This window comes from uncultured Sphingomonas sp., assembly GCF_913774285.1.
Taxonomy (GTDB): domain Bacteria; phylum Pseudomonadota; class Alphaproteobacteria; order Sphingomonadales; family Sphingomonadaceae; genus Sphingomonas.
Genome location: NZ_CAJYHX010000028.1, coordinates 1 through 20,334, shown reverse-complemented (window position 1 = coordinate 20,334; position 20,334 = coordinate 1). Strand labels below are relative to the sequence as shown.

The window sequence follows — 20,334 nt, the reverse complement described above, 5'->3', positions numbered from 1 at the left end:
GAACCTGCAGGCCCGAAACGACGAACCCCGCCGGATCGCTCCGGCGGGGTTCGCGCTACCAGGGAGGCTGGAAGCTCAGTTCTTCGCGTAGCGGACCTTCACCGAGCGGCGCGACGCGCGGAGCATGCCGCCCATCATGCCGAACCCCGCGATCATCAGGCCCCAGCTCGCCGGCTCCGGCACTGCCGACAGCGCGGTTGCCGAAAAGCTGGTCTCGCCATTTCCCTGGGTGGTCAGGGTCAGCATCGCCGGCGTGTTGTCCATTCCGGCAATGCGGAACGTGCCCGATGCGATCAGCTTCAGGCTGCCGCCGACGCTGTCGGACGAGTAGGTCACCGACTGAATCTTGTTCAGGTCGAAGAAGATCGACGAGCCGATGTCGAAGAACGACGCAACCGGCCCGCCCGTGAAGGTCGGCAGGTCCTTGATCGTGCCGCACGGCCCGATGCAGGTGAGACCGGCGAACACGCCCGTCGAGCCCAGCGCCGCGAAGATCGTGCCCGGCGCACCACCATCGCCTGCGGACGAGCCCGGCATGAATGCGTTGTAGAAGTCGAGACCGGTGGCGGCGCCCATGTTGGTGGCGCCGACCGGGCGAACGAACCCGTTAAAGCTGATCTGTCCGAGAATCTGCGCAGCCTGCGCGGGGACTGCCGCGCACAATAAGGCTGCCGCAGCAGCAAGCTTGGTATGAATACGCATTGGCGCACCCTTTCCTTTGTTAACGACGATGTGAGCGACTCGGCTCTGCGGCCGTTAACCCGACGTTAAGTTTATGAAAGGGAACGACAATGAAGTTCTAATACATGCAGATGCGAAGGTTTGCATTGTGCAGTGCCGGGCAAAACTACCCGGATTGGAAAGCTTAACGGCATTTCGGCCGTGCTGCGGATGCAAACGATCGCTCGCAGGGCGCCGTCTGGGTGGGAAAATGGCTGGGTCGACAAGGGAATCGAAACGTTATCGCAACGTTGCTGCAACCGCGACGTCATATTTCGGCTCGTCCCGCCGATCGTGCAAATCTGTGTTTTTTCGAGACAATCTCATCTAAAATTGTGCGCGGGCCGGATATTCAGAGCAACTTGCCCTGTCGCCCGGCGAGTTCGACGACATACTGCCAGGCCACCCGTCCCGAGCGGCTGCCGCGCCGCGTTGCCCACTGGATGGCGTCCTGCGGATCAAAGTGGAGGCCATGCGCCTCCGCATAGCCGCGCACGATCGCGACATAGGTGTCCTGGTCGACGACGTGGAAGCCGAGCGACAGGCCAAAGCGATCGGCCAGTGCGAGATCGTCGTCGATCGAATCGCGCGGATTGATCGCGCTGGATTGTGCCTCCAGGTCGCGCGGCAACAGGTGCCGGCGGTTGGAGGTGACCAGCAGCCGGCAATGCGCCGGGCGTGCCTCGGCGCCGCCCTCCAGCAGCGAGCGCAGCGCCCGTGCATCGGCCGCGGCATCGAAGCCGAGGTCGTCCAGGAAAATCGCGAAGGGGCGGTCGGTGGAGGCGAGCAGCGCGAACAGGTCGGGCAGCGTCTCGAGGTGCGTCGTCGCCGCCTCTACCAGCGCAAGCCGGCCGCCCTGCGCCTGCACCTCGGCGACCGCCCCCTTGACCAGCGCCGACTTGCCGGTGCCGCGAGCGCCCCACAGCAGCACGTCCTGCGCGGCATGGCCGGCGGCGAGCCGTTCGAGATTGGCGAGCAAAGCGGTCCGCTGCTTCTCGACGCCCTGGAGCAGCGCGAGCGGGGTGGGGGCGAAGGCACGCGCCGGCACGATATCGCGGCCGCGCCAGACATAGGCCGGATGCGCTTCCAGATCGGCGGGCGGGGCAGGGGGCGGCGCCAGCCGTTCGAGCGCCTCGGCGATGCGGATCAGCGGATCGGTCATGGCGCGGCTATAGCGCAACTGCGCGCGGGTGCGAGGGGGCCTTCTCTATACGCCCCCTCCCGCCAGCGGGAGGGGGCGTGGAAGATCAGCCCGCTGCCGTTTCCTTGTTCCGCCAGAAGTCCTGGACGATTTCCCAGCCCTCCTCGGCGGTCTCGCAGAAGCGGAACAGGTTCAGATCGCGCGGCGAGATCACGCCCTCGTCGCACAGCGCTTCGAAGTTCACGACGCGGTTCCAGAACTCCTTGCCGTAGAACAGGACCGGAATCGGATCGACCTTGCCGGTCTGGATCAGCGTCAGCAGCTCGAAGCTCTCGTCGAACGTGCCGAAGCCGCCCGGGAACACCGCGACCGCACGCGCATGCAGCAGGAAGTGCATCTTGCGCAGCGCGAAATAGTGGAACTGCATGCTCAGCCCCGGGGTCACATAGGGGTTCGGCGCCTGCTCGTGCGGCAGCACGATGTTGAGCCCGATCGTCTCGGCGCCCACATCCCGCGCGCCGCGGTTCGCCGCTTCCATGATCGAGGGGCCGCCGCCCGAGGTGACGACGAAGTGGCGCTTGCCGGCCGCGTCGACGGGGAAGTTGCTCGCCAGCCGGCCCAGCTCGCGCGCGACGTCATAATATTTGGACTTGGCGACGAGGCTCTCGGCGATGCGCCTCTGCTGCTCGGTCTCGGCAAGCGCCAGCACCGCCTCGGCCTTGGCCGGCTCGGGGATGCGCGCCGAGCCGTAGATCACGAAGGTCGAGGCGATGTTCGCCTCGTCGAGCAGCAGCTGCGGCTTCAGCAGTTCCAGCTGGAAGCGCACCGGCCGCAGATCCTCGCGCAGCAGGAAGTCCATGTCCTGGAAGGCGAGCCGGTAGGCGGGATGCTCGGTCTGGGGCGTGCCGGTGGCGGTGTTGGCGGCTTCGGCTTCCTGCTGGGCAGGGCGGAAGACGCGCGACGGGACTCTCGTATCGCTCATTGACTGCGAAGTAGGCGCATCCGTGGCGCTTGGAAAGCCTCAGGCGCAGAAGGGTCCCCGCCCCATGTCGAGATGGAAATGGTCGCGGTGGACGTAATTATAGTTCGGGCTCAGTACGGTGGCGAAACGCCTGCAGGCGGATCCGTGGATCGTCTCGAGGAATTTGCGGACAGCCGGATCCTGGTTCTGCCAGTCCTTGAGGATGGTGATCCGCCGCCCGTCCCGTAGCACGAAGCCGGAGACGTCGACCGCGTTGGCGCGGCCATGTTCGGAAAGCTTGGTCGAGGCCTGCGGGCTGCCGACGATCGCCCGACAGACATAGGTGCCGAACGTATCCACCCGGACGAGATCGCTGCCCAGGATCTGCCGCGCCGCAGGCGCCACGGCGTACTGCACCCAACCGGTGAAGGCGCGGGCGAGCGGGCAGCGCATCCCCTTGATGCCGCCCACCGGCACGCCGATGTCGATCAGCTGCACCGCGCCCTCGACGATGCAGCCGCCGCCATAGTCGCGATCGGGCATCGCGCTGAACCGCACGCCCGCGCGGGAAAGATCGGTGAAGCATTGCTGGGTTTCGCGCGGCGTCGGCCGATTGAGCGTGATCGGCGGGCTGCCACGGGGGCGGGTGGGGGCGGGGGCCGGTCGCTTGTCGCCGCCGCCGCTGCCGAAGATACAGGCCGATAGCAGCAAGGGCAGAGCCAGCACCGCCAACGGGAACACACGCGAGAACGCCATGGCGCTGCACCCTAGTCGAGTTCGGCGACGGCGCGAACCACGGTTCGTCGCGCGGACGACTCGCTTCGTCAGCGCGTCGCTTCAATGAAGCGGTCGCCGAGGTCGGCGGGAACACGGAGCAGCCGACCCGATGCGCGGTCGAGCAGCGCCCAGGTGGTCACCGCCTCCACCCGCACCTTGCCGTCGTCGCCCAGGAAGCGGACATGGCGGTTGAAACGGGCGCCGCGCGGCGGCTCGGGCACCCAGGTTTCGCCCGTCACCGTCTCGCCGACGCGGACATTGCCGCGATAGTCGATCTCGTGGCGGGTGATCACCCAGACATAGGCGGCCTTGTCCTCGGGCGTGGCGAGGCTGTCCCAATGCGCGACCGCGATATCCTGGATCCACGCCACCCAGACGGCATTGTTGACGTGCCCCAGCACGTCGATGTCGGCAGGCGTGGCGGTGATCTGGCGGGTGAAGCGGGGCATCACGAATCCTCGAGCGGTAACCATGGAGCGTAGCGCGGCGTTCATGCCAGGGGGAGCAGGCTCCGCACCATGCTGCCGCGCCGACCCTCCGCCCTGTTCCGCAGCCGCTGAGCGGCCCTGCTCTGGGCGGCGGGGGTGTTGTGGACCGCGGTGAGTGTCGCGGGCGTCGGCAAGTCCCGCGACCATGCAATGCCGATCGAGAACGCCACCGATGCCACGGGGCAGCCGATCGACAATGACGACATCGCGCTGGTCCGCAACCTTATCGGCGGCTGACTATTGCGCCGGCTTGCCGGGATCGTCCTGGAACTTGATCGCCCGGATATGCCAGGTGCGCTGCTCCGCGGTGGCGCCGTCGATGTCGCCCGCCCGGTGCAGCGTGACCTCGCCGAGCTGGTAGAAAGGTTTGCCCGTCGCCTTGATGCGCGCATAGACCTGCACCGGCACGGTGACGTAGCGCTGGCCCGCACCCGCCTCGATCTGTCCCGGCGCGCCGACATTGGCATGATATTCCGAATAGGGTGCGAAGCGCGCCGCGAAGGCTTTGGCATCGCCGCCCGAGGCCTTGCCGCCGTCGCTCCACAGCGCCCAGGCCTGGTCATAGCGGCCGCTCTCGATCAGCGCGTAATAGGTCTGCACGACATTGGCGGCGCCCTGCGCGCTGTCGGGGGTGAACTTGGCCTCGTTCACCGGCGTGCGGTCGTCGGGCAGGCCGCCCGGCTGGCCGGGGGCGGGCGGCTTGAGCGGTTCCAGCTGCTCGTTGCCGGGCGCGCGCTCGGTGGCCGCCGGTGCGGTCTGGTTGATCTCGGCGTTGCTCGCGGCGCCGGCCGTGTTGTCCGCGGCCGGGGGCAGTCCCGAGGAACAAGCGGCGAGCGAGCAGGCGGCAAGCAGGGCGGGGATCAGGCGCATCCGGGTCTCTTCCAAAACAGGAACTTGCGAACGAGCCACCGGATGCGCCGGTTCCTCAATCGGCCAGCGGCTGGTTACCGACGAAGCCAAGCTTCACGATGTTGGCGCGCTTGATCGCGGCGAGGACGGCGTCGAAGCGTTCGTAGCGCGCCTCCGGATCGGTCTGCAGCTGGAGCACCGCGGCATCGGTGCGCAGGCCCGCCAGTTTGGCCGGAAGCGCAGCATCGGCGAGGCGGGTGCCGTCCCAGAACAGCGCGCCGGCCTTGTCGATCGCCAGCCGGTGCGTCGAATCGTCGGTGGAGGCGGAGCCGCCCTGCGGCAGGTCGACCGGCACCTTGTGGGTCACCATCGGCATGCTGAGGATCATCACGATCAGCAGCACCAGCATCACGTCGATGAACGGCGTAACGTTGATTGCGCCGATCGGCTGGGGCTCGGCGGTGGACACGAACTTGGGCATGACCTCTCCTCCTTCACTGCAATGGTATAACGTACCATTTCACGGCCGAGGAGCGTCCGCAAGAAGCATGCAAAGGGCGCGCAGCACCGGCTGCGCGCCCTCCCGCGAAGATCAGGGGCGCAGCGCGACGTCGTCCGGATCGTCGAGTTCCTCGTCGAGATCGTCCTCGTCGACATCCTCGTCGTCGAAATCGTCCTGGATGTCGTCTTCGTCGAGGTCGTCTTCATCCTCGTCGGCGTCGTCGTCTTCCTCGCCGATCTCGTCGTCCGCCATCGACAGTTCGTCGAGATCGTCGTCGTCGTCCTCGCTGCCGCCGAGATCGGGGTTGATGTCGGTCAGGAGCGAACCGTCGTCCGGCCCGTCGCCCGTCACTTCGAGAATTTCGGCGCGCTGGCTCTCGTCATAGCCTTCCGCGTCATACACGTCGTCGCTGGGACCCTGGGTGCCGCTCATCGCCAAACCTCATCACTGGCCCGGCGGGGATCGCCGGGGTTCGAATGCGCAACGGCGCTGGCCCCGGCTGCGTTCCGACTCAGCTCGGGCGGAACATCCGTCCGCGTTCCGTCACCGCTACTACCACGAGGGAGAGCGCACCCATCAGCAGAAAACCACTATACAGGGGGATGGTGGTGCCATCGAAGGCCTGGCCGATCGCCGCCCCGATCACCGCGCCGACGATGGTGGTGACGAAACCCTGCAGGCTGGAGGCGGTGCCGGCGATTGCACCCATCTTCTCCATCGCCATCGCCGAGAAGTTGGAGGTGGCGAGGCCGAAGCACGCCATCATCAGCGATTGCAGCGCGGCGAAGCTCCACAGCGTCTCTAGCCCGAACAGCGTGACCACCAGGTGCACGCCGGCGATCAGCGTGAGCAGGCTGACCGCGGTATGCGATATCATCCGCATGCCCAGCCGCATCACGATCCGCGCGTTGAGGAACGACCCCACCGCCATCGTTCCTGCGACGCCGGCGAAGATGATGGTCAGCAGCTCGGGCCGGTGGAACACGTCGGCCATCACCTGCTGGACCGATCCGATGAAGCCGAACAGCGCGCCGGAGAGCAGCGCGGTGGCGATGGTGTAGCCGACCGCGGCGCGGTCGCGCAGCATCACGCCGTAGTCGGCGAGCACCCGGGCAGGCACCAGCGACTGCCGGGCATCGGCGGCGAGCGTCTCCGGCATTCGCGCTGCGAACCACAACAGCACCAGCCCGCCGATCCCGCCGATGCCCCAGAAGATCGTCCGCCACGATCCACCCGCCGCTAGGATGATCTGCCCCAGCGTCGGCGCGAAGATCGGTGCGGCCATGAACACGATGAACACCAGGCTCATCACCCGGGCCATTGCCCGCCCGGCATAGCAATCGCGCACCAGCGCCACGGTGATGACCCGCGATCCGGCTGCCGCCGTGCCCATTGCCACGCGCGCGACCAGCAGCAGCGTGAAGCTGCCGGAGATCGCCGCCACCCAGCTGGTCAGCACATAGGTGGCGAGCGCGATCATCAGCACCGGCCGTCGGCCGAACCGGTCGGACAGCGGGCCGTAGAGCAGTTGCGCCGTGCCGAAGCCGATCAGGAACGCGGTGATCACGAACTGGCGATGATTGGCCGACTCCACGCCCAGGCTGACGCCGATCGCCGGGAGGGCCGGGAGCATCGAATCGATGCCGATCGCGGTCAGTGCCATCAGCGCCGCGGCGAGGGTGACGAACTCGGCGAAGCGCAGCGGCGCCTGGCCGGCGGCGGCGGTGCTCGGGTGCGGGGCGTTCATGCCAGGCTCATGGCCCAAGCCTTCCCTAAGGTCACCCTTTTTCCGGTTGACGTGGATGCCTGCGCAACAACATTGCGATGTGCAACCGCCGCAGGAGTATCCGCATGAATCGCCGTTTCGCACCCCTGTTGCTGCCGATCGCACTCGCCGCGTGCCATGGCAGCGCGAATATCAACTTCGACGGCAACGACAGCGACGGCAACAGCGTCATCTCCACCGATTCGAACGGCCGCATCCAGATCAAGGCGCCGGGAATCCAGGGCTCGATCACGCTGCCCAAGATGCCGCTCGACGCGAAGAATTTCGACATCGACGGCGTTACGCTCTATCCCGGATCGACGCTGAAGAACCTCAAGGTCAACGACAACCAGGGCGACAAGGACGGCCAGGTGATCGTCGAGTTCGAGAGCCCGGCAGCGCCCACGGCGGTGCGCGACTGGTTTCGCGACAACATGACCAAGCAGGGCTTCAAGGTGACGACGAAGGACGATAACCTGATCGGCACCACCGATGACGGCCAGCCCTTCGCGCTCCAGCTCAGCGCGAGCGGCGATGCCAGGACCAAGGGGCTGATGCAGGTCGGCCGCTGATCCCGATCGGGACAGGGCGCCGGCCATTGGGAATCTTCCCAGGCTTGTGGGGCCGGTGGTGGCGGGACTAACCGCCGGTTTTTGCGTTCGGAGACTGTGATGTTGGATACCCTCGCCGAAATTCCGGCGCTTTCGCTGAAGGACCAGGCCAGCGATCCGGAGGGCTTTGCCCAGGCGTTCGGCGGATCGTTCCAGCGCTTCGGTTTCGCCGTGGTGCGCGATCATGGCGTGCCGCAGGCGCTGATCGAGCGTGCCTGGGCGCTGACCAAGGCGTTCTTCGATCTGCCCGAGGAGGAAAAGCGCGGATATTTCCTCCCCGGCGGCGGCGGCGCGCGCGGCTATACCCCGTTCAAGACCGAGATCGCCAAGGGCGCGACGCACGTCGACCTCAAGGAATTCTGGCATATCGGTCGCGAGCTGGCCGCCGGGCATCGCTTCGGCGACGTGATGGCGCCCAATGTCTGGCCGAACCAGCCCGAGGGCTTCCGCGAGACCTTTGTCGAGCTGTTCGCCGCGTTCGACACGGCGGGCGACAAGCTGCTCTCGGCCGTAGCGCGCTATCTCGGCCTCTCGCCCGACTGGTTCGACACCGCGGTGAAGGACGGCAATTCGGTGCTGCGCCTGCTCCATTACCCGCCGGTCGCCGCCGATGCGCCCGAGGTGCGCGCGGGCGCGCATGAGGACATCAACCTGATCACGCTGCTGCTCGGCGCCGAGGAAGCCGGGCTCGAGCTGCTCGATCGCGACGGCAAGTGGCTGGCAGTGAAGCCGCCCGAAGGCGCGATGGTGATTAATGTCGGCGACATGCTGCAGCGGCTGACCAACCATGTCCTGCCCTCGACCACGCACCGGGTGGTCAATCCGCCGGCCGAGCGCCGCGGCCATTCGCGCTATTCGATGCCGTTCTTCCTGCATCCGGCGCCCGATTTCCTGATCAAGACGCTGCCGGGCTGCGTCAGCGCGGAGAATCCGAACCGCTATCCGGAGCCAATCACCGCGCATGATTATCTGCACGAGCGGCTGGTAGAGATCGGGCTAATCAAGAAATAAACAGCGCGTGGCGGCGCTCGCCTACGACAAAATCTGTCTTTCCTTCTGGGAAGGGAAGGCGCTAGGGACGGCAGGCGGCGGTCGGGCGAAGGGCTCGGCCGCCGCCTCGCTGTAGAGTTTTAGAGGAACGACGAATGGCGGAAGCGTTGCGCGTGGCACTGGCGGGGCTCGGTACGGTGGGCGGCGGCGTGATTCGCCTGCTCGACGCCAATGCCGAGCTGATTAGCCGCCGCGCGGGGCGCAGAATCGAGGTGGTCGCCGTTTCCGCCCGCGATCGCACCAAGGATCGCGGCATCGATCTGTCGCGCTTCGACTGGGTCGACGATCCTGTCGAACTCGCGCGCCACGCCAACGCGGATGTGGTGGTCGAGCTAGTTGGCGGTTCGGATGGCCCGGCGCTGGCGCTCGCCCGCGCGGCACTCGGCGCCAACAAGAGCTTCGTCACCGCCAACAAGGCGATGATCGCGCATCACGGCCTCGAGCTCGCGCAAGCCGCGGAAACCGCGCAGGTCGCGCTCAAGTTCGAGGCGGCGGTTGCAGGCGGCGTGCCGGTGATCAAGGGTCTGCGCGAAGGCGCTGCAGCGAACGAGATCAGTCGGGTCTACGGCATCCTCAACGGCACCTGCAATTTCATCCTGTCGAAGATGGAGGCCGAGGGCCGCGATTTCGCCGAGATCCTCGCCGAGGCGCAGGCACTCGGCTATGCCGAGGCGGACCCGACCTTCGATATCGACGGCATCGATGCGGCGCACAAGCTGTCGATCCTCGCCAGCATCGCCTTCGGCACCCAGCCGGCCTTCGGTGACCTCAAGGCGAGCGGCATCCGCCACATCCTCGCCGCCGACATCGCCGAGGCGGCGACGCTCGGCTATCGCGTGCGGCTGCTCGGCATCGCCGATGCAGGGCCGCACGGCCTGTTCCAGCGCGTCCATGCGCATCTCGTGCCGCTCGGCCATCCGCTGGCGCATGTCACCGGATCGACCAACGCCGTGGTGGCGGAGGGCAATTTCGTCGGGCGGCTGCTGTTCCAGGGCGCCGGCGCGGGCGACGGCCCGACCGCTAGCGCGGTGGTGGCAGACCTGATCGACATCTCCCGCGGCGAATTCGGCCCGCCCTATGCGATGCCGGCGACTGCGCTCGTTTCCCAGCCTGCGGCGGACAGCGGCGAGCGGCGCGGGCGTTCCTATGTGCGCTTCACCGTGGCCGACCGGGTCGGCGTGCTGGCGGAAATCGCGGCAGCGATGCGCGATGCCGGCGTCTCGATCGAGAGCCTGATCCAGCGCGGCGTGAGCCCGGACGGCAGCGCGCTGGTGGCGATCGTCACCCACGAGGCGCCGGAGCGGAGCATCGCCCAGGCATTGGAAAAGCTGCGGGGGTCGCAGAGCCTCACCGGCGAGCCGATGTGGATGCACATTCTCGACGCATGAGCCGCGTCGCGGCGGCGGTTCAGTAGCTCAGCTTGAGCAGCCGCCGCCCGCTACCTGGGCATACGGGCATGCCGGTGCGGTTGCAGCTCGGGCCCTGCGCCGCGCGGACCATCTCGAGCTTGCGGTCGATCAGCGGCTCCTGCGCACTCGTCAGACGGAAGCGGTTGCGTGCCGCGCGCGTGCCGCAATCGCGTTCGACGTCGCAGGCGGTGATCAGCGGCGACAGCTCGGCATGCGGCCGCGCCGATCGCTTGAGCGTCGCGCGCATCACCCGCGGCGGCGCAACGTCCGCGGCGCGTACCGCACCCGCGATGGTGGCGCTCTGGAGCGCCAGTGCGATCAACAACATATGCCCTCCTGTCGTTTCCCGATCACGCAACGCGTCGATGCGTTGCTGGTTGCGCAACCTTGCAAGCCTCGCAGCGCGATCACGGCGCCAGCTCCCGCTGCTGCATCTTCACCGTGCCGTCGAAGCCCATCGTGGCGGTGAGGCCGACCTTGCCGCATTTCACCGTGAAGGCGCCCTCGCCGCACGGGGTGATTCCCTGCTGGACGGGCTCGCCGATCAGCCGGTTGAGGCGTGCCGCGTCGGAATCCTTGCCGAGGTTCGGGGCGACGAAAGACACCCGGTACCGGTCGGCTTCGCGCCGAGAGCAGACGACAATCTCGCTCTGGTCCGAAGGCGCCCGGCACGGGATTTCCGCCTGGGTGCGCGTCCTATAGTCCGCCACCAGCGTCGACACCGTGTCTTGTTGGGCAAGGAGCAGCAGTATCGGCAGCAACATCGTGTCAATCCTTCACGATTCCACGCAATCATAACCCAAAACTCTTCGTAAATCACTAAAGGTCTTTGGCAAGTGGCATGACAACGCTAGCACCGCTCGACAGGGCTGAACCGGCCCCGTATCGCGGTGCACAAATCGTAAAGGGAATCCCCAGCCGATGCCGAACGCAAGCCATGTTCTCGACCGTGTCCTCGTGCTCGAAATGGTGCGCGTCACCGAAGCGGCGGCGATCTCCGCCTCCAGCCTGGTAGGCCGCGGCGACGAGAAGGCCGCCGATGCCGCCGCCGTGGAGGCGATGCGCGAGGCGCTGAACCAGCTCTACATGGACGGCACCGTGGTGATCGGCGAGGGCGAGCGCGACGAAGCGCCGATGCTCTATATCGGCGAGAAGGTCGGCTCGGCGATTGGCAAGGGCCCGAAGATCGACATCGCGCTCGATCCGCTCGAAGGCACCACGATCACCGCCAAGGCCGGCCCCAATGCGCTGGCGGTGTTGGCGGTGGCGGAGGAGGGCAACCTGCTCAACGCGCCTGACGTGTACATGGACAAGATCGCGGTCGGCCCCGGCTACCCGCAGGGCGTGATCGACCTCAACAAGACCCCGACCGAGAATGTGCAGGCAATCGCCGCCGCCAAAGGGGTGAAGCCCAGCGAGATCATCGCCTGCGTGCTCGACCGTCCCCGCCACGAGAAGCTGATCGCCGAGCTGCGCAGCATCGGTTGCGGCATCATGCTGATTTCCGATGGCGATGTGGCCGGTGTGATCGCGACCAGCGATCCGGATACGACCATCGACGTCTATATGGGCCAGGGCGGCGCTCCCGAGGGCGTGCTGGCCTGCGCGGCGCTGCGCTGCGTCGGTGGGCAGTTCCAGGGCCGGCTCATCTTCCGCAACGAGGACGAGCGCGCCCGCGCCCGCAAATGGGGCATCGAGGATCTCGACAAGGTCTATTCGCTGGAGGAACTCGCCAAGGGCGACTGCATCTTCGCGGCGACGGGCGTTACCGACGGCTCGCTGCTGGCCGGCGTGAAGCGCGTCCGCGGCAAGATGACCACCGAGAGCGTGGTGATGCGCGCCAGCTCGGGCACGGTCCGCTGGGTGAAGGGCGAGCATCGCATCGACTGACCGGAAGCAACGGCGCCGCCGGCTTGATCCCGGCGGCGTCTTGCCGCACCACGTTCCCTCGCTTTCTGGGGGATCGACGAACATGCGGCACTGGCTGGTTACCGTAGCACTCGCGGCGCTTGCCGCCCCTCTAGCGGCGGCCGCGCCGCCGCAGCTTACCCCCACCGCGACCGACGCGCCCTTCACCTTCGAAGAGGCGATGATCCAGATGCGCGACGGGGTGAAGCTCCACACCGTCATCCTGCGGCCGAAAGGCGCCACGGGTCCGCTGCCCATTCTGTTCCAGCGCAGCCCCTATGGCTCGCCCGACGCCGCGCCGGGCCGCGTGCCGAACAGCTGGGCGCCGCTGGTGCGCGACGGCTATATCTTCGTGTTCCAGGACATGCGCGGCCGCTTCAAGTCGGAGGGCGGGCCCTTCACCCTCTCCACCGAAGTGAAGACCGGCAAGGGCGCGGTCGACGAGGCGACCGATGCCTATGACTCGATCGACTGGCTGGTGAAGAACGTCCGCCCAAATAACGGCAAGGTCGGGATGTGGGGCGTTTCCTATCCCGGTTTCACCGCGGCGATCGCGCTCGCCAAGCCGCACCCGGCGCTCAAGGCGACCAGCCCGCAGGCTGCGTGGATCGATTACTGGAAGAACGACGATCTCCACCGCTGGGGCGCGATGCGGCTCACTTATGCCAGCGACTGGGTGAACAGCCTGCAGGCGGACAAGACCAATGACGGCATCGATCTGTACGACCGCTACGACACGTACGACTGGTTCCTCCACGCCGGCTCGCCCGACGACATCGAGAAGAGATATTTCAAGGGCCGGGTGCCGCGCTATCGCGAGATGATCGAGCATCCCGATTATGACGCGCATTGGAAGAAGCAGGTCTGGTCCAACACGCTCGGCAAGACGACGGTGCCGACGCTCAACGTCGCCGGATACTGGGACCAGGAGGATCCCTGGGGCAGCTGGAAGATCTGGGAAAAGCAGCGCGCCAACGATCCGAACAAGCTCGCGCTGATGGTCGCCGGCCCCTGGGCGCACGGCACCTGGCACTCGCCGGCGAACAGCCTGGGGCGGATCCCGTTCGGCGTCGACAGCGGCACGCAATTCGTCGAGCAGATCGAGGCGCCGTTCTTCGCCTATTGGCTGCACGGCACCGGCACCAAGCCCGACTTCGCGCTGAAGAGCTTCCAGTCGGGCTCCTGGCAGTGGAAGACGTATCAGACCTATCCGCTCGCCAACGCGCAGGCGACGAACCTGTATCTGCATGCCGATGGTGCGCTCAGCTTCACCGCGCCTGCGGCGGGGGAGGGCTGCCGCGACTATGTCAGCGATCCCGCCCGACCGGTGCCGTTCCGCCCGCGGCCGATGTCGGCCACCTATGCCACGCCAGACTGGCGCTGGTGGGAGGCGGAGGACCAGCGCTTCGTCGACGACCGCCCCGACGTGCTCAGCTATGTCTCCGCCCCGCTGGAGAACGACCTGACGGTGACGGGGGAGGTGACCGCCAAGCTGATGGCGTCGACCAGCGGCACCGATAGCGACTTCGTCGTCAAGCTGATCGACGTGTTCCCGGAGGATGTTGAGAAGGCGCCGACGGCGCTGGGTGCGTACGCGAAGGGGCTGAACGGCTATGAGCTGCCGATCGCGATGGAAATCCGCCGCGGCCGTTACCTCAAGAGCTTCGAGCAGGCGACGCCGCTGGTGCCGGACCAGGTGACCGCGTGGGACTTCCCGCTGCGCGACCACGACCATGTGTTCAAGAAGGGGCACCGGATCATGGTGCAGGTCCAGTCGAGCTGGTTCCCGGTGATCGACCGCAACCCGCAGACCTTCGTGCCGAACATCTACAAGGCCAAGCCGGAGGATTACCGCAAGGCGACGCAGCGGGTGTGCGCGGGCTCGGCGGTGACGCTGCCGGTGGTGAAGTAATCCAGATCCTCCCCGGGACGGGGAGGGGGACCGCGCTGCGCAGCAGCGTGGTGGAGGGGGAGCCCGGCAAGGGACGTCGCCCGTGGAGAGCCCCCTCCACCATGCTGCGCATGGTCCCCCTCCCCGTACCGGGGAGGATCTTTTAGTTCTTCAGCCGATATCCCGTCCGGAAGATCCACACGATCAACCCGAGACACAGCAGCAGGAACACCCCCGTGAAGCCCAGGCTCCAGGCGATGTCGACATCGCCGTGGCCGAAGAAGCTCCAGCGGAAGCCGCTGACCAGATACACGACCGGGTTGAACAGGCTCACCGTGTGCCAGGGCTCGGGCAGCATATCGATCGAGTAGAAGGCGCCGCCGAGGAAGGTCAGCGGCGTCACCAGCAGCGAGGGCACGATGTTGAGCTGCTCGAAGCTCTTCGCCCAGATGCCGATGATGAAGCCGAACATGCTGAACGTCACCGCGGTCAGCACCAGGAAGGCGAGCATCGCCGCGGGATGATCGACCCGCAGCGGCACGAACAGCGCCGAGGTCGCCAGGATGATCAGCCCGATCACCACCGACTTGGTCGCCGCCGCACCCACGAACCCCACCACCAGCTCGATCGCCGAGATCGGCGCAGACAGCAACTCGAACACCGTGCCGGTGAACTTGGGGAAGTAGATGCCGATCGAGGCATTGGCGATGCTCTGCATCAGCAGCGACAGCATGATCAGGCCCGGCACCAGGAAGCTGCCGTAATTCACGCCATGGATCGCATCGATCCGGCTGCCGATCGCGCCGCCGAACACGACGAAATAGAGCGAGGTGGTGATCACCGGGGTCGCGATTGACTGCCACAGCGTGCGGATCGTGCGCGCCATCTCGAACTTGTAGATCGCCCAGATGCCGGGAAAGTTGATGCCGTTCATGCCTGTGCCCCCACCAGGTCGACGAAGATGTCCTCCAGGCTCGACTTGGACGTGTCGAGATCCTTGAAGGCGATGTTGAGGTCGTGCAGCTTGCGCAGCAGCGACGGGATGCCCGTCCGCTCGGCCTGCGCGTCGAAGGTATAGCGCAGCTTGTGGCCCTCGTCGGCGAGGCTCAGCTGCCATTCGCCGAGTTCGGCGGGGATGGCCGCGAGCGGCTCGACCAGGCTGAGGTCGAGCTCGCGCTTGCCGAGCTTCTTCATCAGCGCGGTCTTTTCCTCGACCAACAGCAGCTTCCCCTTGTTGATCACGCCCACCCGATCGGCCATTTCCTCGGCCTCCTCGATATAGTGGGTGGTCAGAATGATGGTGGTGCCGCGGTCGCGCAGGCGGCCGATCAGCTTCCACATGTCGCGGCGCAGCTCGACGTCGACGCCCGCGGTGGGCTCGTCCAGGAACAGGATGTCGGGCTCATGGCTCAGCGCCTTGGCGATCATCACCCGGCGCTTCATGCCGCCGGACAGCTCCATGATCTTGGCGTCGCGCTTGTCCCACAGCGACAGGTCCTTGAGGAGCTGATCGCAATAGGCATGGTCCGGCGCCTTGCCGAACAGTCCGCGTGAATAGCGGGCGGCGGAGCCGACGCGCGAGAACATGTCGACCGCGATCTCCTGCGGCACCAGGCCGATCTTGGAGCGGGCCGCGCGCGGCTGGCGGATCGCGTCGTGCCCGTCGACCAGGATGGTGCCCGTGCTGGGCGTGACGATGCCGCAGATGATCGAGATGAGCGTCGTCTTGCCCGCGCCGTTCGGCCCGAGCAGCGCGAAGATCTCGCCGCGGTGGATGTCGAGATCGACATGGTCGAGCGCGGTATGGCCCGACGCGTAGGTCTTGCTGACCTGGCGTAGCGACAGGATGGGTTGCATGGATGTGGCCCCGGCCGGAAGGAGCCCGTTAGCTAGGGTGGCGTTCATCCTGGGGCAAGGTGTGCGAAGACGTTTGAGTCAAAGCCGGGTCCGCCTCGCCCAAACGGGTTTCCTCTGAGGATATCCCAGGCCCCTACTTGGCCTTCCGTGCGATCGTGACCGCGTCCACCAGCGCCTGATAGTCGCGCGCGCCGTACAGGATCTGCTTGCCGACCACCCAGGCGGGCGTGCCGTTCATCGCCAGCTTGGCGCCGAGCCGGTGGTTGGCGTCGATTTCCTTGGCGATCGCATCGCTATTTGCGAGCTTCTGCGTCGCGGCCGGATCGAGACCGGCCTTGGCCAGCGCGTCGCTGATCGAAGCGTTGCTCGGGCCATCGCTGGCGAACAGCGCATCGTGAAACGCGCGAAACTTGCCCTGCTGCGCGGCCGCCAGCGCGAAGCGCGCGGCGACGACGCTCGCCTCGCCCAGCACCGGATATTCGCGGTAGACGACGCGAACGTTCGGATCCTTGGCGATCAGCTCGGCAAGACCCGGCAGGCTCGCGCGGCAATAGCCGCAGGCATAGTCCATGAACACGGTAACGGTGACGTCGCCGTTCGGATTGCCCGCCCAGGCGCTGGCGAAAGGCGTGGTCAAGGCCGGCAGCACGGCGGGAACGGCGGCCTGCGCGCTATCCTGCGCCTTTGCCGCCTCGGCAGCTTCCTGCTGCTGGAGCTTCTCCATCATGTCGCGCAGGATCGAGGGGTTCTCCAGCAGATAGCCGTGGACGATCCGCTCGACCTGCGCCTTGTTGCCGCCGATCCCCGGTAGCAGCGCCTGCAACCCCAGCACCACCAGGCCGCCGAGTACCGCGGCCAGCAGCAGCGCGCTGGCAAAAAAGAGCCTCGACCGTGTCATTACTGGAGATTGCGTCCCTTGTTGCGCTTGTCGTCCTTCATCGCCTGTTCGGAGACCATCGCGATGTCCTGCGCGCGAATCCATTCGGGCGAGCCCTGCGCCAGGCCGCCCATCGCCCGGCGCGCACTCACCATCGCGGTGCGCGCATCGCCGATCAGATTGGCCCGCTCGGCGGTGGCGAGCGCGGTGCGCGGCTCGTCGCCCTCGCGATCATAGACGGTGCCGAGGTTGATCCAGGCAAACGGATTGTCGCGGTCGCGGGTGAGCGAATCGCGCAGCACCTGCTCGGCTTCCTTGAGGTTCGCCTTGTCCTCGGTCGCGACCAGCGCGTGGCCGAAGGTGCTCGCGATCAGCGGCGAGTTGTTCGAGAGCTGGGTCGCCTTGCGCAGCGGATCGAGCGAGGCCTGAGGCTGGCCCGATTCGAGCAAGATCTGGCCCTGCAGCTCGAGGAAATAGGGATCGTTGGGTGCCAGCTTGACCAGCGCCGCGGTTTCCGCAGCGGCCTGTTCGGGGTAGCCCGACTGGTGATAGGCATAGGCGCGGGCATAATGCGCCGGGATCGACTGGTCGCTTTGCGGATAGATGCGTAGCGTCTTCTTCGGATCGTTGGTATAGCCGCGCAGCTTGGCCTGGACGCGCTTGAAGCGGCGTTCGAGATCGGGGTCGAGCGGCTTGGTCCAGCTGGGCGAGCCTTCTAGATCGGCCTTCAGCGTCTGGACGCGATCCTGCGACATCGGGTGGGTCTGTGCGAACGGATCGACTTCGGGATCCGTGCTGTAATAGCCGTAGCGGTGCATTTCCTGGGTGAGCTTCTCGAAGAAGCCGAGCATGCCCTTGCCCGTGATGCCCGCCGTGTTGAGGAATCGCACGCCGGCCGCGTCGGCGGAGGATTCCTGCACGCGGCTATAGGCGAGATACTTGCCGATCGCGGCGCGCTGGCCGGCCATCAGGATGCCGGTGCCGGCCTCTGCCGACCCGGCGGCCATCGCCGCGGCGCCGAGCAGCAGGCTGAGGATCGAGATATTGCCATAGCCGCCGTCGCGCTGGAACACCGCGTGCCCGCCGACGATATGGCCGATTTCGTGCGCGACGACGCCCTGCACCTGATTGGCGGTATCCGCCGCGTCGATCAGGCCCGAATTGACATAGACGATCTGCCCGCCCGCGACGAAGGCGTTGATCGAGGGGTCGGCAATCAGCACGACCTTGCCGTTGGCGGGATTGAGTCCGGCGGCGGTGAACAGCGGCTTGGCCATGTCGGCCAGCAGCGCCTCGGTTTCGGCATCGCGGAGCACCGATTGCGCCATCGCCGGACGCGACGCGAACGCGGCAAGGCCGAGCATCGCGAGCAGCGTGGCCAATCGATGGATGCGCGCCATGATCCTACTCCCGGGGACTCAATTGAAGGGCTGCCCTGGCAACAACGCCCTGAACCTACACTGAAAGACCCCGGCGCGACCGGGCGGGCCGCGCCGGGGATCTTGCTCAGGCGCCGAAGGTCCGCTGCCACCAGCCGCGGCGGGGCTGGCCTTCCTCGGCCGGCGATTCCTCGGCGGCCGGTTCTTCGGCAGCCGGGGTCACGTCCTGCGCGACCGGGGCTTCGACGGCTGGTGCCTCGGGGGCCGCTTCGGCCGCGACATCCGCCTTCTTGCGGCGGGTGCGCTTCGGCTTGGCAGGCGCTTCCTCGGCGGGTGCCTCGACGGCGGCGGCCGCAGCCTCCGCCTCGACATCGGCCTTCTTGCGGCGGGTACGCTTCGGCTTGGCCGGCGTTTCCTCGGCGGGTGCCTCGGCGGCCGCTGCCGCAGCTTCCGCCTCCACGTCCGCCTTCTTGCGGCGCGTGCGCTTCGGCTTGGCCGGCGCTTCCGCCTCGGCCTCTACTGCTGCGGGGGCAGGGGCTGCTTCGGCGACCGGCTCGGGCGCAGGGGCGGCGACGAGCGCTTCGGCTTCCGGCTCGGCGGTATCGTCGGCGTCCTCGGCTGCCTGCTCGGCACCCTCTTCGCCAGCACCGCGACGACCGCCGCGACGGCCGCGACGACGGCGCTTGCGGTTGCGCTCGCCTTCCTCGCGCTGCGCTGCGGTTTCCTCGGTCTCGGCAGCCGCCTCGACTTCGGCCGGCTCGGCCTCGTCTGCCTCGACGTCGCCCTCGGCGCCTTCGGTCTCGACCTGCTCGTCCTGACCGGCTTCGCCTTCCTCGCGACCACGGCGGCCACGACCGCGACGGCGGCGACGACGCTTGCCGCGGCCTTCACCGTCGCGCTCGCCACGTTCCGGGCGTTCGCCACGCTCGCGCGGCTCGGCGGCTTCGGTTGCTTCCGCCTCGGCCTCGAGTTCTTCTTCCTCTTCCTCGATCTCCTCGACGAAGTCCTCTTCCGGCTCCTCGATCAGCGGCTCGATCTTGGGCGCATAGGCCGGCGGCGGGCCCGAGGCCTCGACGGTCATGCGCGCGCCTTCCAGCTCGCCGTCGGCCTCGACCTCGACCAGCACGCCGTAGCGATCCTCGATCTCGGCCAGTTCGCTGCGCTTCTTGTTGAGCACGTAGAAAGCCGCTTCCTGGCTGGCGCGCAGCAGGATCTGCGAGCCGCGACCGCGGGCGGCCTCGTCCTCGATCATGCGCAGCGCCGAAAGGCCCGCCGACGAGGCGGTGCGGACCAGACCCGTGCCTTCGCAATGCGGGCAGGTGCGGGTGGAGGCTTCGAGCACGCCGGTGCGCAGGCGCTGGCGGCTCATTTCCATGAGGCCGAAGCCCGAGATGCGACCGACCTGGATGCGGGCGCGATCGTCCTTCAGCGCCTCCTTCATCGCCTTCTCGACCTTACGAATGTTGGAGTTGTTCTCCATGTCGATGAAGTCGATGACGACGAGGCCGGCCATGTCGCGCAGGCGCAACTGGCGCGCGATTTCCCGTGCGGCCTCCAGATTGGTGGCAACGGCGGTCTGTTCGATGCCATGCTCGCGCGTCGACCGGCCCGAGTTGATGTCGATCGACACCAAAGCCTCGGTCGGGTTGATGACGAGATAGCCGCCCGATTTCAGCTGAACGACCGGATTGTACATCGCGGCCAGCTGATCCTCGACGCTGGCGCGCTGGAACAGCGACACCGCATCGGCATATTGCTTCACGCGGCGCACATGGCTCGGCATCAGCAGGCGCATGAAGTCCTTCGCCGCGCGATAGCCATGCTCGCCTTCGACGATCACTTCCTCGATATCCTTGTTGTAGATATCGCGGATGGCGCGCTTGATGAGGTCGCTGTCGTTGTGGATCAGCGCGGGCGCGTCAGACTTCAGCGTATTCTCGCGAATCTCGTCCCATAGGCGAGCGAGATAGTCGAAGTCGCGCTTGATTTCCGGCTTGGTGCGCTGAAGGCCTGCGGTGCGAACGATGCAGCCCATAGTGGAGGGCAGGTTCATTTCCGCGATGATGGTCTTCAGCCGCTTGCGATCCGCCGCGTTGCTGATCTTGCGCGAAATGCCGCCGCCATGGCTGGTGTTGGGCATCAGCACGCA

At 66.9% G+C, this 20,334-nt stretch carries 22 protein-coding genes; 6 read left to right on the top strand and 16 right to left on the bottom strand.

Annotation, left to right across the window (positions count from 1 at the left end; all coding sequences use genetic code 11):
* Positions 1–75: 75 nt before the first annotated feature.
* The 5 genes from QZ670_RS14260 to QZ670_RS14240 all read right to left on the bottom strand — a co-directional run bounded on the left by QZ670_RS14260 (position 76) and on the right by QZ670_RS14240 (position 4,048).
* Positions 76–702, bottom strand: a complete 627-nt coding sequence (locus QZ670_RS14260) for a PEPxxWA-CTERM sorting domain-containing protein (protein ID WP_294256564.1) — start codon at positions 700–702, stop codon at positions 76–78.
* A gap of 370 nt (positions 703–1,072) precedes the next feature.
* Entirely contained in the window at positions 1,073–1,882 is an 810-nt protein-coding gene (locus tag QZ670_RS14255; RefSeq protein ID WP_294256563.1) for an ATP-binding protein, read from the bottom strand.
* 85 nt (positions 1,883–1,967) lie between these two features.
* Positions 1,968–2,843: an LOG family protein gene (locus QZ670_RS14250; RefSeq protein WP_294256561.1), complete on the bottom strand. Its 876-nt coding sequence runs from the start codon at positions 2,841–2,843 to the stop codon at positions 1,968–1,970.
* 39 nt (positions 2,844–2,882) lie between these two features.
* Positions 2,883–3,578, bottom strand: a complete 696-nt coding sequence (locus QZ670_RS14245; RefSeq protein ID WP_294256559.1) for an extensin family protein — start codon at positions 3,576–3,578, stop codon at positions 2,883–2,885.
* 68 nt (positions 3,579–3,646) lie between these two features.
* A complete protein-coding gene (locus tag QZ670_RS14240) occupies positions 3,647–4,048 on the bottom strand; it encodes an acyl-CoA thioesterase (RefSeq protein WP_294256558.1) in 402 nt (133 codons plus the stop codon).
* Positions 4,049–4,183: 135 nt separating this feature from the next.
* Between QZ670_RS14240 and QZ670_RS14235 the strand changes: the two genes are divergently transcribed.
* A complete protein-coding gene (locus tag QZ670_RS14235; protein ID WP_294256557.1) occupies positions 4,184–4,324 on the top strand; it encodes a hypothetical protein in 141 nt (46 codons plus the stop codon).
* On the opposite strand, the gene QZ670_RS14230 is transcribed toward QZ670_RS14235, so the two are convergent.
* The 4 genes from QZ670_RS14230 to QZ670_RS14215 all read right to left on the bottom strand — a co-directional run bounded on the left by QZ670_RS14230 (position 4,325) and on the right by QZ670_RS14215 (position 7,185).
* Positions 4,325–4,957, bottom strand: a complete 633-nt coding sequence (locus tag QZ670_RS14230) for a hypothetical protein (protein ID WP_294256555.1) — start codon at positions 4,955–4,957, stop codon at positions 4,325–4,327.
* A gap of 55 nt (positions 4,958–5,012) precedes the next feature.
* Positions 5,013–5,417: a biopolymer transporter ExbD gene (locus QZ670_RS14225; protein ID WP_294256553.1), complete on the bottom strand. Its 405-nt coding sequence runs from the start codon at positions 5,415–5,417 to the stop codon at positions 5,013–5,015.
* Between the two features lie 111 nt (positions 5,418–5,528).
* Positions 5,529–5,870: a DNA primase gene (locus QZ670_RS14220; protein WP_294256552.1), complete on the bottom strand. Its 342-nt coding sequence runs from the start codon at positions 5,868–5,870 to the stop codon at positions 5,529–5,531.
* Between the two features lie 79 nt (positions 5,871–5,949).
* Positions 5,950–7,185 (bottom strand): multidrug effflux MFS transporter, encoded by a 1,236-nt coding sequence (locus tag QZ670_RS14215; protein WP_294256551.1) that lies wholly within the window; start codon positions 7,183–7,185, stop codon positions 5,950–5,952.
* 104 nt (positions 7,186–7,289) lie between these two features.
* Between QZ670_RS14215 and QZ670_RS14210 the strand changes: the two genes are divergently transcribed.
* The 3 genes from QZ670_RS14210 (at position 7,290) to QZ670_RS14200 (ending at position 10,252) form a co-directional block, all read left to right on the top strand.
* Entirely contained in the window at positions 7,290–7,775 is a 486-nt protein-coding gene (locus tag QZ670_RS14210) for a hypothetical protein (RefSeq protein WP_294256550.1), read from the top strand.
* A 99-nt stretch (positions 7,776–7,874) separates the two neighbouring features.
* Entirely contained in the window at positions 7,875–8,825 is a 951-nt protein-coding gene (locus tag QZ670_RS14205) for a 2-oxoglutarate and iron-dependent oxygenase domain-containing protein (protein ID WP_294256547.1), read from the top strand.
* A 134-nt stretch (positions 8,826–8,959) separates the two neighbouring features.
* A complete protein-coding gene (locus QZ670_RS14200; RefSeq protein WP_294256544.1) occupies positions 8,960–10,252 on the top strand; it encodes a homoserine dehydrogenase in 1,293 nt (430 codons plus the stop codon).
* Positions 10,253–10,271: 19 nt separating this feature from the next.
* Here the strand turns inward: QZ670_RS14200 and QZ670_RS14195 are convergent, their stop codons facing one another.
* Positions 10,272–10,601 (bottom strand): hypothetical protein, encoded by a 330-nt coding sequence (locus tag QZ670_RS14195; protein WP_294256542.1) that lies wholly within the window; start codon positions 10,599–10,601, stop codon positions 10,272–10,274.
* 79 nt (positions 10,602–10,680) lie between these two features.
* Positions 10,681–11,037, bottom strand: coding sequence for a hypothetical protein (locus tag QZ670_RS14190; protein WP_294256540.1), 357 nt, complete (start codon positions 11,035–11,037; stop codon positions 10,681–10,683).
* A gap of 157 nt (positions 11,038–11,194) precedes the next feature.
* Between QZ670_RS14190 and glpX the strand changes: the two genes are divergently transcribed.
* The gene (gene glpX / locus QZ670_RS14185; RefSeq protein WP_294256538.1) at positions 11,195–12,163 is read left to right on the top strand and encodes a class II fructose-bisphosphatase; all 969 of its coding nucleotides are present in this window, start codon (positions 11,195–11,197) and stop codon (positions 12,161–12,163) included.
* Between the two features lie 82 nt (positions 12,164–12,245).
* Entirely contained in the window at positions 12,246–14,093 is a 1,848-nt protein-coding gene (locus tag QZ670_RS14180) for a CocE/NonD family hydrolase (RefSeq protein WP_294256537.1), read from the top strand.
* Between the two features lie 142 nt (positions 14,094–14,235).
* On the opposite strand, the gene QZ670_RS14175 is transcribed toward QZ670_RS14180, so the two are convergent.
* The 5 genes from QZ670_RS14175 to QZ670_RS14155 form a co-directional block, all read right to left on the bottom strand.
* Positions 14,236–15,006, bottom strand: coding sequence for an ABC transporter permease (locus QZ670_RS14175; protein WP_121073141.1), 771 nt, complete (start codon positions 15,004–15,006; stop codon positions 14,236–14,238).
* Entirely contained in the window at positions 15,003–15,929 is a 927-nt protein-coding gene (locus QZ670_RS14170; protein ID WP_294256534.1) for an ABC transporter ATP-binding protein, read from the bottom strand. Before QZ670_RS14170 ends, QZ670_RS14175 begins: the two co-directional genes overlap by 4 nt.
* A 133-nt stretch (positions 15,930–16,062) precedes the next feature.
* A complete protein-coding gene (locus tag QZ670_RS14165) occupies positions 16,063–16,827 on the bottom strand; it encodes a DsbA family protein (RefSeq protein WP_294256532.1) in 765 nt (254 codons plus the stop codon).
* Positions 16,827–18,206 carry a M48 family metalloprotease gene (locus tag QZ670_RS14160; protein ID WP_294256530.1) on the bottom strand — a complete coding sequence of 460 codons (1,380 nt, stop codon included), beginning with the start codon at positions 18,204–18,206 and terminating at the stop codon, positions 16,827–16,829. Before QZ670_RS14160 ends, QZ670_RS14165 begins: the two co-directional genes overlap by 1 nt.
* Positions 18,207–18,312: 106 nt before the next feature.
* Positions 18,313–20,334 (bottom strand): Rne/Rng family ribonuclease (locus QZ670_RS14155; protein WP_294256528.1); only part of this gene is annotated, 2,022 nt, incomplete at its 5' end.